A 14,588-nucleotide genomic window follows, 5' to 3' on the forward strand; every position below is an offset into this window, starting at 1 on the left:
TCAGGCCCTCCCTGTCCGGCCACGCCGACGCCGCTCGCGTCCGGCGAACACGACGAGCCAGACGGCGATCACCGCACCGGCCACCACGGTCACGGGCCACGGAAGGTAGGCGGCCGAACCCAGGACGATCCCCAGCAGAAGCAGGGCGACGACCAGGAAGAGCATGGCTACCTCCTCGGTCCGACGATGCCGGCGACGACGGACGGCGGCTCGGTGCCCCGCCCGTATGGCGAACTCTGCGACCGAATCCTCAACGCGTTCATGACATCGCCGGTTACCCGCGGGCGCGCGTCTCACGCTCCCGGGGCGCCACGGACCGGTCCCCGGGCACACGCATATGCGCCAACTCCCCGCTGTCGACGGCCGTTTACGGCCTACAGGGCGCTCAGCCGACCTTCCCCACACCGCCCGCCGCGCCGCGGAGACCCGCGGCACCGTGTCCGGTCCGGTGCCTGTTCAGGCGCCCTGCGGTGGGAGGATGTCGTCCAGCACCTTCGCGCACTCCAGGGCAGCTTGAGCCGAGCGGGGGAGCATGACGCTTTCGTAGGCCCGGACCGCGTCCTCGACGGTGGACTCGGCGACGAGGGCACGGGCCAGGTCGGCGCCGTCGAGCATGGCGAGGTTCGCGCCGAGCCCGACGGGCGGCATCAGGTGCGCGGCGTCGCCCAGCAGGGTGGTGCCGGGGGCGTGCTCCCAGGTGTGCGGGGCGGGCAGCACGAACACCGGCCGGGCGGTGAACCCGCCCTCGTTGCGGCGTACGAAGTCGAGCAGGCTCTCGTCCCAGCCCTTCAGCAGGTCCACCAGGTAGCGGCGTACGGCTTCGGCGTCGTCGAGGGATACGCCCGCCGCCACATGCCAGTCCTGTGGGGCGCGGAAGGCGACGTAGACGCGGATGTGGCCCTGACCGTTGCGCTGCGCCAGCAGGGCCTTGTCGCCGGTGCTCGCCAGCATGGTGCCGTCGCCGACGAGCGCGGCCAGCGAGGGATGGCGGGCGTCGCAGTCGGGGAAACCGGCTTCTACGAAGGTGACGCCGTTGTAGGCGGGCGCGGCCTGCGACACGGACGGGCGGACGCGGGACCAGGCGCCGTCGGCACCGATCACCAGGTCGGCCGCTTCCGTGCTCCCGTCCTCGAACAGGAGCCGCCAGGTGCCGTCTTCGTCCTCGAGCGGAGTGACAGCGCTGACGGCACGGTCCCATCGGACGGTGTCCGCGGCGAGGGAGTCCAGGAGGAGGGCGCGCAGCCGGCCACGGTCGATCTCGGGGCTGTCGTCGTCATGGCTGGGCGGCCCCGGGACGGGCAGGACGGCGGCGGTGGCGGGGTCGAGTATGCGCCACTCCTGGCTCTCCGGGCGGGCCAGGGCACGGAACTCGTCGATCAGACCCGCCGCACGCAGCGCCGCCTGTCCGGTACCGGAATGGATGTCGAGGCTGCCGCCCTGGGGCCGGGCGTCGGCGGAGGCCTCGCGTTCGTAGACGGTGACCGAGCGGCCGTGACGTTGCAGGACCCGGGCGCAGGCGAGGCCGCCGAGACCGGCGCCCACGATGGCGATGCGGGCATTGGCTGTGGAGGGCATGGGATGACTGTCTCTCGGCAGGGTGACGAGTTGCCGCCGGGAGATCCGGCGCTCCGCCACGAAAGCACAGCCGTGCTGGAAGCAGCCAATGAATAATCAGTTCCCGGCCGGTGGGTGCGTGTCACCGGCCGGATTCATACAACTCGTCGGTGGATCAGGCGGGTTGCAGCGGTGCGCAGCGCCGGTACCAGGCACATCGTGGTCGCGGCGATGGCGAGTGAGGCTCCGGCAGACGTGCCCATGAGTTGCCCGCGACCGGTGCCTGGGCGGCGATCGGCACCACTGCGGTCGAGGCGGCGGCGCCGGCGCGGGTGCCGCCCGCGGCGGCCGGGCGGGGCGGTGACACCGACCGTCCGCGCGTCGGTGACGAGCGGGTGGGCGAGTAGCAGGACGGCGAAGCAGACGACCAGCCAGACCGCGGGACCGGTGGCCGCCGCGACCGCGATCGCCGCGGCCGGCAGAACGGTCGTCCTGCGGCGGGCGCCACGAACCGCCGGGACATGGAGGACGGGACGGGGCGCGCGTCGACCATGGGAGCGGCCCACCACGCGGCCGCCGCGCCCCCAAGACGAGCGGCTTGACCGGCCATGGTGTGTGCGGAACGGCCGGCGGGTTGCGGACGGCGACGGCGGACCCACGGCTCCGGCTTGGGGATGACGTGGTGCGCGAGGGCCGGTACCGCCACGGACTTCCCCGGCGCCGCGCCGACGGTGTGAGCGGGCGAGGGAAACGCCCCCGCCGCGCTTTCGTCGCAGCCGTGTGCGCAGTCGGCGCGCTCTGGCCTTCGGTCGCGAGGAGACGGGGGGCGGACTACGAGGCCCCGCCCAAGTGGCAGCAGGAGGACCGCTCGAAGTGGCGGGCGACTTCGAGCCAGGTGGTGTGGGGAGGCGCGGGAGTGTCCGCCGCACCGAGACCGGTCAGGTCTTGCCGACGGTGGGGGACGCCGTCGCGCAGCACCACGGATGTGTGCACCAGGGTGCCGAAGTCGTGGAAGGGATCGCCGTCGACCACCGTCAGATCCGCGAGCTTGCCGGCCTCCACCGTGCCGAGGTCCCGGTCGAGGCCGAAGAGGCGGGCCGGAACGGTGGTGGCGGTGTGCAGGGCCTCGGCGGCGGTGAAACCGTGCCCGTGCAGGGCGCGCAACGCCAGATGGAGGGAGAGACCCACGGGCACCAATGGCGAGTCCGTGCCCAGGGCGAGTACGGCACCGTGTGCGGTCAGCTGCCGGTAGTCGGCCATCTCCGTCGCCAGGGCGTCCAGTTGCTGCCGGGTGGGCGCGGTCGCGGCACGGTCGTGAACGGCGGCGGCGTCCCAGGGCGGCATCAGGGCGTTCACCCGCGGGTCGTCGGCGAGGGTCCGGTCGGCGCCCAGCAGGCACTGCGCCGTGAACGGCGTGGCGATCAACGCGAAGGACCCGTCCGCGTACTGCTCGAGCAGATCCTGGTGGACCCGCCCGAGCGGAGTGGTCGCGTGGCCGTACGGCAGTCGCTGGGTGGCCTGCAGATGCGTGGTCAGGTCCTGGCCCGCGGGCCTGCCGGGGAAGCACAGGTGACTGCCGCACGGCACGCCCAGCCGGTGCGCGGCCTGCGCGGCCAGTGACATGGTCCTGCCCGGCGCGCGGACGTAGGTCTTGACGAAGTCGACGTCCAGCGCAGCGGCCCGCCGCAGCGTGGCCCGAACGCCCGCCTCGGTGCGGTGCGCGCGTCCCATGCTGTACGCGGTACGGGCGCCGTCGATCAGCTCGGCGCACGCCAGCGACCTGGGGCCGAGTCCGTGCCCGGTGGCGGCCGACTCGCGCAGCCGGACCGTCTCGTACAGCGGGCCGCCCATGCAGGCGGTGGTCGTGATCCCGTAGGCGAGGAAGGTCAGGTTCTGCCGGGCACCGTAGGTGGCGGTGTAGGGGTGGGTGTGGCTGTCGAACAGGCCGGGCAGCACTGTTCCTTCGGAGGCGTCCAAGGTGCGGTGGCCCGGCCGGCGGGCGCGGTGCGGCTCGACGCCGGTGATCCGGTCGCCGCGGATCAGAATGTCCATGTCCTGGCGTGGCGGGCTGCCGGTGCCGTCCCACAACTGGCCGGCGTGGACGCGCAGCGGCTCCCGCGCGCCGGGCTCCCGCCGACCGGTCAGCCTGATCGGCAAGGTGCGCGGACGGCCCGGGGAATGCGCGGCGTCCAGGAAGAGCAGCCGCAGCGTGCCGCAGGAGAGATAGAGGAGGGTGCGGGAGTCGCCGGCCCAGCTCGGGTGGTCGGCCGGTTCGTCGGTGAGCCGGCGGGCCGGACCCGTGGGCGTGCCGTCGGCGGCGACGGGCAGCAGCCACAGCACGGACTCGGCGACGAACACCATCCAACGGCCGTCGGGGGACCACATGGGCCCGGCCGCGACCCGGTCCGACAGCGACTGGTGGTCGGCGGGCAGCCGGCGTCGCTCGGCACCGGTGCGCACATCCACGATCCGGATGAGGTTGTAGCCCTCGCGGAAGCGGTGGTTGAGCCGATTGCGATCGCAGAACGCCAGGTGGCGGCCGTCCGAGGACCAGGTGGGTGCGCCGGGCGGCCCGTCGGCCGCCAGCGGGCGCGCCGCCACCCGCTCCTCGCCCGTGGCCAGGTCGCGTACCAGCACGTTCCCGGCGACGTCCTGGCATGCCAGCAGGGAGCCGTCCGGAGACAGCGCCGGGTACAGCCGCCCGCCGCCGGTGACCTGCTCGTCGTGCGAATCGGCCAGGCGCAGTCGGCGTACGGCGCTCAGGCCGTCGCGATCGGTGCAGTACAGCAGGCTGCGGCCGTCCGGTGCCCAGGCCGGCATCTGCAGGTAGTGCACGTCGGCGGCCTGCACCAGCCGGCGCGGGACGCCCGCCTGCCCCGTGCCGGCGAGGGGGACCAGCCACAGGGCGTTCAGTGCGACGAACGCCGCGCTGCGGCCGTCCGGTGCCAGGGCCGGCCGGTGGAGGCCGCGCACGGGAGCGGGAACGGCCGGGTCGGGGATTCGCCGCGCGGGCCGGCGCGGCGGCCTGGGCACGGGCATCCGTGCGGTGAAGGGGATCTCCTCGACGTCTGCGGCGCCACGGGCATCGACGCCGCGAACGCGGATGCGGCCGTCCGCCACGTACAGCAGCCGGTCCTCGTCCAGCCAGCAAGGCGGGGCGGCCGCCAGGTCCTCGCCCGCCGCGATCACCCGGTCGTCCACCATCAGCGTCGCCGTGGCAGCGGGCAGCGACGGTGAGCCGCTCGAGCCCGTCAGCCGGAGGTAGGCGATCCGGCCGGCGGGGGAGACGGCCGGGCACAGCAGCCGGCCCTCGGTGACCGTGCGCAGCACCCGCGCCGGTCCGCCCGCCGCCGGGACGCGCACCAGGGACAGGCCGCCGTCGTTACCGCCGTCCGCGGTGTGGGCGGCGCGCACGCACACCAGCGACCGCCCGTCCGGAAACCACGCCGGGTCGTAGTCCTCGTGGGCGCCGCCGGTGAGCCGGGCCATCCGGCCGCTGCCCAGGTCCAGTGTCCACAGGGCGAAAGCGCCGCCGGCCACCGGATCCGCGCCGCGCTCGGAGGAGAACGCCAGCCGGGTGCCGTCCGGCGACCAGGCCACGCCCCGGTCGTCCCAGGGACCGTCGGTGAGGGCGCGCAGCCCGCCGCCATCCGGCCGCAGGGTCCACAGGTGGAAGCCGCCGCCGCGGTACCCGCACACGGCCACGGTCCGGCCGTCAGGGGAGAGCGCGGGCCGGGTCGCCTCCAGCTCCCAGCCGGTCAGCCGCACGGCGTCGCCACCCGCGCGCGGGATCCGCCACAGAACTCCCTGCACCTCGGCGATCAGGAACTTCCCACCGGACCGCGCGGTGACCGATCCACCGGTCATCTCGCGGTACGTCAGCACGCGCCCGGCCGCGGAGGTTCGCAACCGCAGCGGGGACGCCGCGGCGGCGCCCGCGGCGGACGCCTCCAAGAAGCGCCGCCGGCTGAAGAACCCCTGAGCCGTGTCCATGCCGTGTTCCTCTCCAAGCCGGCGCCCGGGGCCCCGCGCGGCAGCACCCGCACCTCCCGGCGGCCCGGGCTCCCTGGCCAACCGGCGCCGAGGCCCGTGCTCGCTGGAGGACAGCCGCGCGGGACGGTCTTCCCGTTGTACCCGTGCCGCGGCGACCCCGCCCGTCCGGGGCCTCGGCCCGAATCTCACCGTTCCCGGGAGCGGGCTTTCCGTATCCAGACTTTGAGCGACCGCTCAAATGGTGTACTTTCCCTTCCAGTTGATTTTGAGCGATCGCTCAAACGCGGGAGATGTGGGGGAACACCATGGGTCTCTACGTGGAGGCGCAGATCCGTGCCGATCTGGACGAACTCTGGGAGCGCACCCAGGACCCCGCCCAGCATCGGCGCTGGGACCTGAGGTTCTCGGAGATCGACTACCTCCCGCGCGCGGAGGGCGATCCCCAGCGCTTCCGTTACGCCGTGCGTGTTCCGCCCTTCCTGACGGTGTCCGGCACCGGGATCGCCGCCGGCGAGCGGGAGCGCCCCGACGGCACCCGCACCTCCGCCCTGCGCTTCGTCTGCCCGCACCCGCTCTCCCCGCTCGCCCGCGGGAGCGGCTACTGGCGCTACGTGCCCGACGCGCACGGCGTGCGCTTCCTCACCGGCTACGACTACCGGCCCCGCTGGGGCGCCCTCGGTGCGCTCACCGACCGGCTCGTGTTCCGCCCCCTGATGGGCTGGGCGACCGCCTGGTCCTTCGACCGGCTGCGGCTGTGGCTGGAGCGGGGCATCACCCCCGAGCGGGCCCGGGCCAACTGGCTGGCCGAACTGGCGGTCCGGGCACTGCTGCTCGCCGGGTGCCTGACCGGCCTGGGGCTGAACCCCGGCATCGGAGTCCTCGGGCCGTTCGAGGCCGACGCAGACCGTCTCGGCCCGCTCGTGCTGGTGTCCGTGATGTCGATCGCCCTCTTCAAGGCCCCTCTCGCCCGCACGCCCGCCGCCCGGAGGTGCCGACGCGCCCCCGCGGCCCAGAGCCGAACCCCCCGTGTCCTGCACACCCTGGAGAAGCACGGATGACCGCGCCCGCCTCGATGTTCCGTACCGTGCTCGGCGACGACTTCGACCGCCTCCATCCCGAGCTGCGGCGCCGCTTCTCGGTGGGCCTGGCCGGCGGGGAGGCCTGCACCGGGCGGGGCGTCATGCACCGGATCTGGCACGGCCCGGCGTACGTGAAGCCGTTCCTCGCCCTCGGCGCCACCCGCAACATCCTCGTCCCGCGGGCCGGCCGCGACATCCCCTTCGTGATCGAGAACGTCCCGTACACCGACACCTTCGGCCGTGAGACGGTGAGCTTCGTGCGCACCTTCGACCTGCCCGGCCGCCCGCCTCGCTTCGACGCCCAGATGGTGCTCAGCCCGAAGGGCGACCGGATCCTCGACTACCTCGGCACCCACCAACACCTCGCCAGCGAACTGCACTTCGCGGCCGAGCCGGACGGCTCGCTGCTCATCCGCTCCGGCGAGCACCGCTTCCGGGAGGGCCCGGTGGACGTGCGCGTCCCCGAACTCCTCGGCGCCACGGCCGAGGTGCGTGAGTCGTTCGACGACGCCACCGGACGCTTCCGGGTCCGGGTGAGCGTGGTGAACCGCCGCTTCGGCCCGCTCTTCGGCTACGAGGGCTCCTTCACGGCGTCGTACACGGACGCCCGCTCCCACGGCACGCGACCGGGACTGCGCCCGCTGCGGGAGGAGATGCGCGCATGAGCCCGGACACGGCGAAGTCCCCGTAGACGAAGACCAAATCCCTGCAAGGCCCTCCGCTGACTTCGCCCCCGCCTCAGGCGGCAACGGCTCGATCGTCGACCGGCCACCTCACGAACGTGGCGCGGGGGCGGGCAGGTCAGCGTCGAGCGAGGAAGCCGCGATACCAGGTGATGGTGTCGTCGAGCGTGGTGTCGAGCGGGATGGGCTTGACCACGAAGGCTTCCTGCATCGCGCTGGAGTCCATGACCTGGGGCTCGCTGTGCTGATAGAACAGCTCGGCGTAGGAGTCCATGAAGACCTGGTCGAACGGGCCGAAGGCCTCCGGCTCCGACTTGGTCACGACGTTCAACGGCCGACCGACCTTCTTCTCGATCAGCCGGAAGACCTCCCGCGTGGTGAGGGCCGGTGCGGTGGGGAGGTGCCAGACACGCCCGTCGCCGTCCGGGCGCTCACCGAGGGTGGCAAGCCCCGCGGCCACGTCGCGGATGTCGGTGTAGCTGTGCGGCAGATCGATGTCACCGAGCCCGTACACCTCGGTGCCGGTGAGCGCGCCGGGGAAGACGGCGCCGCCGAGCGTGGAGTTGAGCACATGGGGGCCGACGAAGTCGGCCGAGCGGCCCATGACGACGCGGGCGCGGCCCTCCCTGTGCGCGGTCAGGTACTTCTCGTCCAGCGCGGCCCGCATCCTGCCCTTCGCGGTGGTGGCACCCCACGGGGTGTCCTCGGTCATCACCGCGCCATGGGTCTCGCCGTACGGGTAGAGGGTGCCGAGGACGACCAGGCGCGCGCCTTCGGTTTCGACGGCTGCGACCACGGCGTCCTGGATGACGGGCATCACCTCGACCTGGAGGTGATAGGCGACGTTGACGCAGTGGTACACGACGGCGGCCCCCTTGATCGCGGCCCGGGCGCCGCCGACGGTGCCGACGTCGCCCTTGACGCGGGTGACGCCCTCGCGGGCCGGGCCGACGCCCGTGCGGTCGACGAGGTGGACCCCGTGCCCGCGGCGTATCAGCTCGCCGGCCAGCATCGAGCCGGCCGAGCCGGCACCGACCAGACGCGCGCGGAGATCAAGGAGATCGCCGTACGCCGGCTCGCCGCAGGGGGCCTGGAGAGCGTGGCCCTGCTGCGCATCGCCAAGGAGATCGGCATGTCCGGTCCGGCTCTCTACCGCTACTTCGCCAGCCGCGACGACTTGCTGGCGGAGCTGGTCGTCGACGCCTACGAGGCCGTCGCCGCGAAGGTCCAGGCTGTCGACGTCTCGGCCGGCGGGCGGCGGCCGCTGCACGCGCTGGCGACGGCTTTCCGCGACTGGGCTGTGGCGCAGCCGCATCTCTACCTGCTCATCCAAGGCGCCCCGGTCCCGGGCTTCCGCCCGCCGGACGAGACCCTGGCGCATGCCCGCGCGGTCCTCGGTCCGTTCCTCCCGGTCTTCGCCAAACTGGCGTGAACGCATCGGACGGGTTGAGCCGGCGACTCGGCCGACGGACGGCTGGAGCGCGCCCCCGCTGCGAACTCCGGCAGTTGCTTCGGTCGTCATAACCGCTCCACGACCCGGCACCCACCGCACTGAAGGCGTTGGCCACGCTCCCAGGGCCGGACCACCCGCCCCAGGTCGCGAGATTCCTCGCTGCGGTTCGACCGCCGCCGGAGTCCCGGCATCGGCGCCGGCAGTCGGGAACGTGCCGTCCGCCACCGCCGCTTCGGCCCGAGTCGGCCTCAGCCCACCGCCTTCTTGACGAGCGCGCTGATGCGCTGTTCGTCGGCCGCGGTCAGCTCCTTCAGGGCGTAGGCGGTCGGCCACATGGCACCGTCGTCCAGTGCCGCCTGGTCGCTGAACCCGAGCGTGGCGTACCGCGACTTGAACTTCTGCGCGCTCTGGAAGTGGCAGAGGACCTTGCCGTCTCTCGCGTAGGCGGGCATCCCGTACCAGAGCTTGGGCATGAGGTCCGGAGCGGCGGTCTTGACGATGGCGTGGATCCGCTCGGCGAGGACCCGGTCCGCCTCCGGCATCTCGGCGATCTTCGCGAGCACGTCCCGCTCCGCTGCCGCCTCCTTCTCCGCCCGCGAACCGCGCCGTGCCGCCGCCTTCTTCTGCTCCTGGGCGTGTTCCTTCATCGCCGCCCGCTCGTCGGCGGTGAATCCGTTGTACTGCTCGGCGCTCGTGCCGGAGTTCTCGGTGGACGAACTCGTGGGCTGCATGGCAGGTTCCTCTCGTACTGGAAAGACGCGGATCGGGGCGGTAGTGCGAGGCCCTGCGTCAGGACAGTGCAGGCGCCCTTACGGCGCGGGGGCGGACGAGGGCGGCATGGGGGCCGGTCACCGAGAGGGTGACCGATACGACGGACGTGTGCGATGCGCTGGTTGCCACGGCCACCACGCTAGAGGCTGCTCGGCCGCCGGGGCTTCTCGATTCCTGACCGGTTCTGCCGCCTGCATCGCCATACCCGTCGGAAGGCCCCGGGCGGCATGCTCCCAGGGGACTTGCGCATGCCGGATGCCCCGGGGTTCTCCGGGGCATCCACTGGCGGGCTCGATGGCCCCGGTACGGCGGTCAGCGACGCTGAGACTTCCGGAGCCCTTGGTGGCAGCCGCCATGACGTTGAGGACCACGGCGCTCGCGTCGGCCGGGACGCCATGGACGCCCGAGACGGGCAGCGTGATCGAATGACCGCCGGCGACCGCCTCGCTGTTACGGGTACGGCGAGGCGGGCGATGCCACACAACAGCGGTACGCCGCTCACCGGAAGTTCCCCGGTGAGCGGCGTACCGTGTGATGCGGAGAGGGCAGGATTCGAACCTGCGTGGACCCCCGAAAGGATCCGACCTCGAGACGTGCTCGCCGGTCCCCGATCAACCACTCCGGGCACCTCTCCTCGCTCCGACCCCTCTGGGGTTCGGGCCCGTTCACGTGAAAGAGAATGACACGGCCCGCTGACACGGCACTGACATCTCGAAGACCGGGCCGAGGCTCCCAACGCGGTGGCACCGGTCCACCGGCCGGGCAAGCTGATTCCCGCCCCACTCCCGCAAGCCGCGTCGCTGCTGCGGGTCGACGCGGGCTCCGCGCTCTGTCCGGTTGCCGAGCGGGACGGCCTGCCCATCTGCCGGCGTGGGCCGACGCTGATCGAGCAACGCCCAGGGCCGATGTACCGGCGGCATGCCATGCTCCCCGTCTTCTGGCCCGTCCAAACGACCAACGGGTCGAATGTCAGCCACCCATCAGAGACATGTCAGCGCTGTTCAGCAGTATGCCCGTGTTGTCCGTGCCCGAGAGCGAGCCAGCTGCCGGTATATCGGCCTCGTCTGTGGCTTCGACATCTACTGCTCCCAGGACGGGTCGGACCTGAATCCGAAGAGTGGATTCCCATTCACTTTCCCATTCCCATCAGCCTCCGTGGTTGGAGATCATCATGAACAACGAGTCTGTTTATATTGCGGCCGCGACCGTGTCCCTGGCCGAGACCGTGTCCGTGAGTGAGGCCATCGCCGAGGGCCTGGTGCCGCCCACGCACCAGGAACTCGGTTTTGAGCGCATCGCGGTTTCGAACGGCGAGGCCGGCCCGGAAATGGCGGCTCAGGCGGCAAGGTCGGCGATCGAGAAGTCCGAGCTGGACCCCTCCGAAATCGGCTTGGTGCTGCACGCCAGTCACTGGTTCCAGGGCCTGGACCTGTGGCCGTCGGCGGCCTACGTCGCCAACGAGTCGGTGGGCGCGCACCCCTTCGCCCTGGATGTGCAACAGCAGTCGCTGGGCGGGCTCGGCGCCATGCGGCTCGCCTCCGCCTACCTGCGCAGTGGCTTCACCCACGCAGCGCTCGTCACCACCGGCGACCGCTACGCCTCGCCGGGCATCGACCGGTGGAACACCCTGGACAACATCATCTTCGGTGACGCCGGCACGGCCGTGGTCCTGTCGACCGAGAGCGGCTTCGCCCGGATCGTCTCCTTCGCCGTCGGAGCGGACAACTCACTGGAGCGGGTCACCCGTGGCACCACGGACTTCGCACCGGCCCCCGGGATGCGGCAGCCGGTACCGGTGCCGGAGCGCACACAGCAGTTCTTCACCCTGCCCGAGGCACCGGCCGCCTGGGGGCAGTACGAGAAGGGATTGTTCGCCTGCCACGACCGAGCGCTGAGCGAGGCCGGGGCCGGCCCCCAGGACATACGCCACGCGGTGGTTCCGTTCCTCCACCGTGGCGGCGGGCTCACCGAGAACTACGAGATCCTGGGCTACACCGAGGAGCAGTCGCTCTGGAACTACGGGCGTACCGTCGGTCACCTGGGTGCGGGTGACCAGGCGGCGGGACTGGCCCACCTGCGGGAGAACGGGAAGCTGGCCTCCGGGGACCTGGTGATGATGGTGGGTGCGGGGATCGGGTTCAACTTCGCGGCGGCGGTGCTGGAAATCATCTGAGCCTCGGACCGGAACGCGAACCGCCACCCGCTCCAGGGGTTCCTCCGTGCTCTTCGTCAAGCAGGCCGCGGGCTTCCGGGCACGATGAAGATTCCGTCGCGGAGCACGGCGTGCAGGATGCTGATGCCGTCGAGGGCTTGGCGGGAGTTGCCCTCGCGCGGGGCAGCGAACGTGATGGCCTCGCGCGTTCGAACTTCCGGTTCCCGCCCCCGGGAGCGCGGCCGTTGCGGATCGAGGTCCCGAACTGCTCGGTGAGGCGATCAACCTCTGGCCGGCGTGCGGCATCTCGTAGCGGCCTGGCGTGCCGTCCGTGGCTGGAGCTTCCGGGTCGGGGCGCCGGGTGCGTGAGACGATCGCAAAACAAGGCCGCAGCGAGGGGAATGCCATGGGGGACAGGGGCCAGCTGCATGTCAGTGGAGAACTGGCGGGCGTGCTGGAGAAGATCGAATCGCTCGGCGGACTACTCGATGAACGGGCCGACGCCGCCGAGGAGTTGGGCCGGCTACCCGAGGACACGGCACGGGCACTGCTCGACACCGGAATCGTACGGGCCGAAATCCCGCTGAGCCTGGGCGGATACGAGTTCGCGCCGCGGCAGCTGATCGAGACGGTGGAGCGGACGAGCTACCACGACGCCGCGGCCGGGTGGACCATGTTCGCGCTGCAGATGATGACGGGGACCACCGCGGCGTACCTCTCCGCGGACGCGTCGGCCGAGTTGTTCCCCGACGTGCCGAACGGGAAGTACGCGCTGCTCTCCGGACACGGCACTCGCCCAGGTCGAGCGGTCCCGGTGCAGGGCGGCTACCGGGTCAGCGGTCAGTGGCAGTTCGCCTCCGGAATGGCGCACGCCACCCACATCCACAGCGCGATCCAGGTCGAGGTCACCGGTGAGTTGCGGGTGCTGGCGATGCCGAAGTCACAGGTGATCCTGGACGGCAACTGGGACGTGCTCGGGTTGCGTGCGACACACAGCATCGACTACCACTGCACGGACGTGTACGTACCGCACGAGTACACGTACGTCGCGACCACGCACACCCCGGTCAACGGCGGCGCCATCTACCGCCTCGGCCTGGTCAACATGTCAGCGATCGGGCACACGGGCTGGGCCCTCGGTGTCGGGCGGCGTCTCCTGGCCGAGCTGAAACGGGTTGCCGCGGCGCGGACCGGTTCGCGGGGCGCCGCGGTCGACACCTCCCACTTCCACGCCGAGTACGCGACGGCTGAGGCCAGGCTTCGGGCAGCCCGGGCCTGGTTCAACGACGTCTGGCAGGACGTCGAACGGAATCTGGACCAAGGGCAGTTGCCGAGCACGGAGCAGGACACTCTGATCCGTCTCGCCCTGAACCACACCACCTCGACCGTGTACGAGGTGGGCCGCACCGTGCACCGCTGGGCCGGCTCGGCGGCGATCCGCCGCGGCCCGATCGACCGCTTCCTGCGCGACCTCGGAACGGGCGCGCAGCACACAACGTCGAGCCCTGTCGTGCTCCAGAACTGCGGCAAGTGGCTGAGCGGCGCCCAACCGGACGCCCGCTGGAGCTTCCTCGACCTGACCTGACCTTCCGGGGCCGGTCGAGGGCCTTTGCCGGTGCTGCGGCTGCCCGGGGAGCGAGCGCGCGAGCAGTGATCGCCGATGCGGAGGTCCTGGGTGAAGCGACCCAGAACCTGCCTGGTGCGCGCCTGGCGCCGATCGGACGGGGCCTGTCGCTGATGCCGATGACGGACGCGCTGGTCGCTTCCCTCACAGACGGCAGTGGCGTGAGCGCTCCACTTCACGTGGAGGAGGGGCAGCCCATGCCACCTGCGGGCAGCCCGATCTCTCAAGTGCTGCGGCAGCTGGACGTAGTGGCAGAGGCCGCGGGCGTCGGTGAGGCGGGTGCTTTGATCGACCATGCGGACCGGGACGCGGGGCGTGCTGTTCGGACGGGTCAGTTCAGCAGGGCGGCCGTGAACGTCTTGCGGTGGTCCGCCAGCCAGGTCTGTATGCGATCCCAGCGTTCCCATCCGCCGCGTTCGGCCAGCGCCTGGAGGTAGACCGGGTCGCCGTCGGCCACGCGACGGGTGACGAAGGCCCGGCAGACCTTGGTGGCCTGCTCGATGACGCCGGGCAACTCGGTGCGGTCCCGCGCCGAGAGGCCGTAGCTGTCGGCAAGGATCCGCAGCCGTGCGGGCGCATCCAGTCCGGAGGGGTAGAACGCGGCCGCGGACTGCGGATCCAGCATGGGCACCCAGTAGCGGGCGGTCATGGCGATGTCCCACAGGGCACGCCCCGGGGCCGCCAGGTCGAAATCGATCAGCGCCGCGGCACGGCCGTCGCGGAAGACGACGTTGTCCGGGCACACGTCGTTGTGGCACAACATCGTTCCCCCTTCCGGGTCGGCCAGGTCCCGTGGCCACTCGGCACGGGGGTCGACCGTGACGGCCGCGCTGGTCTCATACAGACGCCGGAGCAGACTTCCCACCGAGGCGAGGGCGGAACGGGTCATCGCCCAGTCCGGGAACGGCGGCAGGGCCACGTCCCCGGGAATGAAGGTCAACTGCTCACGGCCGTCCGCGGTGAGTCCGACGGGAGCCGGTGCCGCGTCGAAGCCGTGCTCCTTCAGCGCACGGAGACAGGCGTGCAGAGCGCGCGCGTTGCGCGGCGCCGGGCGGTCGACCAACGCGCCCCGGCGAAAGACCGCTCCCGCGTTCGCCATCCCGCCGGCCAGTGCCTCACCGTCGTCTGTCATGACGATCACGGTACTGTCGTTCAACCTGGCAGGGAGGCTCCGCCGTCTGCGCATCCGCTGGGAGGTCCGCGTCGGCATCCGCGACCCGTCCGCCACCCCTCGGCTGCGTCGTCCTCTGCCGGCGACGGCCGAGTACCGCACCCTGCC

Annotated in this window: 11 protein-coding genes and 2 pseudogenes; 6 read left to right on the forward strand and 7 right to left on the reverse strand. The window is 71.9% G+C overall.

Translation table 11 applies throughout. From position 1 onward, the window contains the following. Together ACSP97_RS35540 and ACSP97_RS35545 are read right to left on the reverse strand one after the other, a co-directional pair. Window positions 1-165, reverse strand: a complete 165-nt coding sequence (locus tag ACSP97_RS35540; protein WP_355151888.1) for a hypothetical protein — start codon at window positions 163-165, stop codon at window positions 1-3. Between the two features lie 291 nt (window positions 166-456). Further along, window positions 457-1,575 carry an FAD-dependent oxidoreductase gene (locus tag ACSP97_RS35545; protein WP_440555925.1) on the reverse strand — a complete coding sequence of 373 codons (1,119 nt, stop codon included), beginning with the start codon at window positions 1,573-1,575 and terminating at the stop codon, window positions 457-459. Between the two features lie 245 nt (window positions 1,576-1,820). Between ACSP97_RS35545 and ACSP97_RS35550 the strand changes: the two genes are divergently transcribed. Next, window positions 1,821-1,961 carry a hypothetical protein gene (locus ACSP97_RS35550; protein ID WP_440555926.1) on the forward strand — a complete coding sequence of 47 codons (141 nt, stop codon included), beginning with the start codon at window positions 1,821-1,823 and terminating at the stop codon, window positions 1,959-1,961. Between the two features lie 424 nt (window positions 1,962-2,385). On the opposite strand, the gene ACSP97_RS35555 is transcribed toward ACSP97_RS35550, so the two are convergent. After that, window positions 2,386-5,547 (reverse strand): amidohydrolase family protein, encoded by a 3,162-nt coding sequence (locus ACSP97_RS35555; protein ID WP_440555927.1) that lies wholly within the window; start codon window positions 5,545-5,547, stop codon window positions 2,386-2,388. A gap of 305 nt (window positions 5,548-5,852) precedes the next feature. Here ACSP97_RS35555 and ACSP97_RS35560 point away from each other — a divergent pair, with 305 nt between their 5' ends. Continuing rightward, window positions 5,853-6,605 (forward strand): hypothetical protein, encoded by a 753-nt coding sequence (locus ACSP97_RS35560; RefSeq protein WP_440555928.1) that lies wholly within the window; start codon window positions 5,853-5,855, stop codon window positions 6,603-6,605. Beyond that, complete coding sequence (locus ACSP97_RS35565) at window positions 6,602-7,291, forward strand: DUF4166 domain-containing protein (RefSeq protein ID WP_440555929.1); 690 nt, start codon at window positions 6,602-6,604, stop codon at window positions 7,289-7,291. Before ACSP97_RS35560 ends, ACSP97_RS35565 begins: the two co-directional genes overlap by 4 nt. A 136-nt stretch (window positions 7,292-7,427) precedes the next feature. Here ACSP97_RS35565 and ACSP97_RS35570 read toward each other — a convergent pair whose 3' ends face one another. Continuing rightward, entirely contained in the window at window positions 7,428-8,321 is an 894-nt protein-coding gene (locus tag ACSP97_RS35570; protein WP_440555930.1) for an NAD-dependent epimerase/dehydratase family protein, read from the reverse strand. Here ACSP97_RS35570 and ACSP97_RS35575 point away from each other — a divergent pair. Next, window positions 8,289-8,732 (forward strand): annotated as a pseudogene (locus ACSP97_RS35575) (TetR/AcrR family transcriptional regulator); the annotation flags it as partial. The gene ACSP97_RS35570 and the pseudogene ACSP97_RS35575 sit on opposite strands and share 33 nt — an antisense overlap. A gap of 278 nt (window positions 8,733-9,010) precedes the next feature. Here the strand turns inward: ACSP97_RS35575 and ACSP97_RS35580 are convergent. Together ACSP97_RS35580 and ACSP97_RS35585 are read right to left on the reverse strand one after the other, a co-directional pair. Further along, window positions 9,011-9,493 (reverse strand): iron chaperone, encoded by a 483-nt coding sequence (locus ACSP97_RS35580; RefSeq protein WP_355527523.1) that lies wholly within the window; start codon window positions 9,491-9,493, stop codon window positions 9,011-9,013. Window positions 9,494-10,070: 577 nt separating this feature from the next. Further along, window positions 10,071-10,167: pseudogene (locus tag ACSP97_RS35585) on the reverse strand. A gap of 537 nt (window positions 10,168-10,704) precedes the next feature. On the opposite strand from ACSP97_RS35585, the gene ACSP97_RS35590 reads away from it, so the two are divergent. Beyond that, the gene (locus tag ACSP97_RS35590) at window positions 10,705-11,706 is read left to right on the forward strand and encodes a ketoacyl-ACP synthase III family protein (RefSeq protein ID WP_355328897.1); all 1,002 of its coding nucleotides are present in this window, start codon (window positions 10,705-10,707) and stop codon (window positions 11,704-11,706) included. 385 nt (window positions 11,707-12,091) lie between these two features. After that, complete coding sequence (locus ACSP97_RS35595; RefSeq protein ID WP_440555931.1) at window positions 12,092-13,270, forward strand: acyl-CoA dehydrogenase; 1,179 nt, start codon at window positions 12,092-12,094, stop codon at window positions 13,268-13,270. 370 nt (window positions 13,271-13,640) lie between these two features. Here the strand turns inward: ACSP97_RS35595 and ACSP97_RS35600 are convergent, their stop codons facing one another. Further along, window positions 13,641-14,441, reverse strand: coding sequence for an aminoglycoside phosphotransferase family protein (locus ACSP97_RS35600; protein WP_440555932.1), 801 nt, complete (start codon window positions 14,439-14,441; stop codon window positions 13,641-13,643). Between the last annotated feature and the right edge of the window lie 147 nt (window positions 14,442-14,588).

This window comes from Streptomyces sp. SCPE 10 (genome assembly GCF_051980735.1).
Taxonomy (GTDB): Bacteria; Actinomycetota; Actinomycetes; order Streptomycetales; family Streptomycetaceae; genus Streptomyces; species Streptomyces misionensis.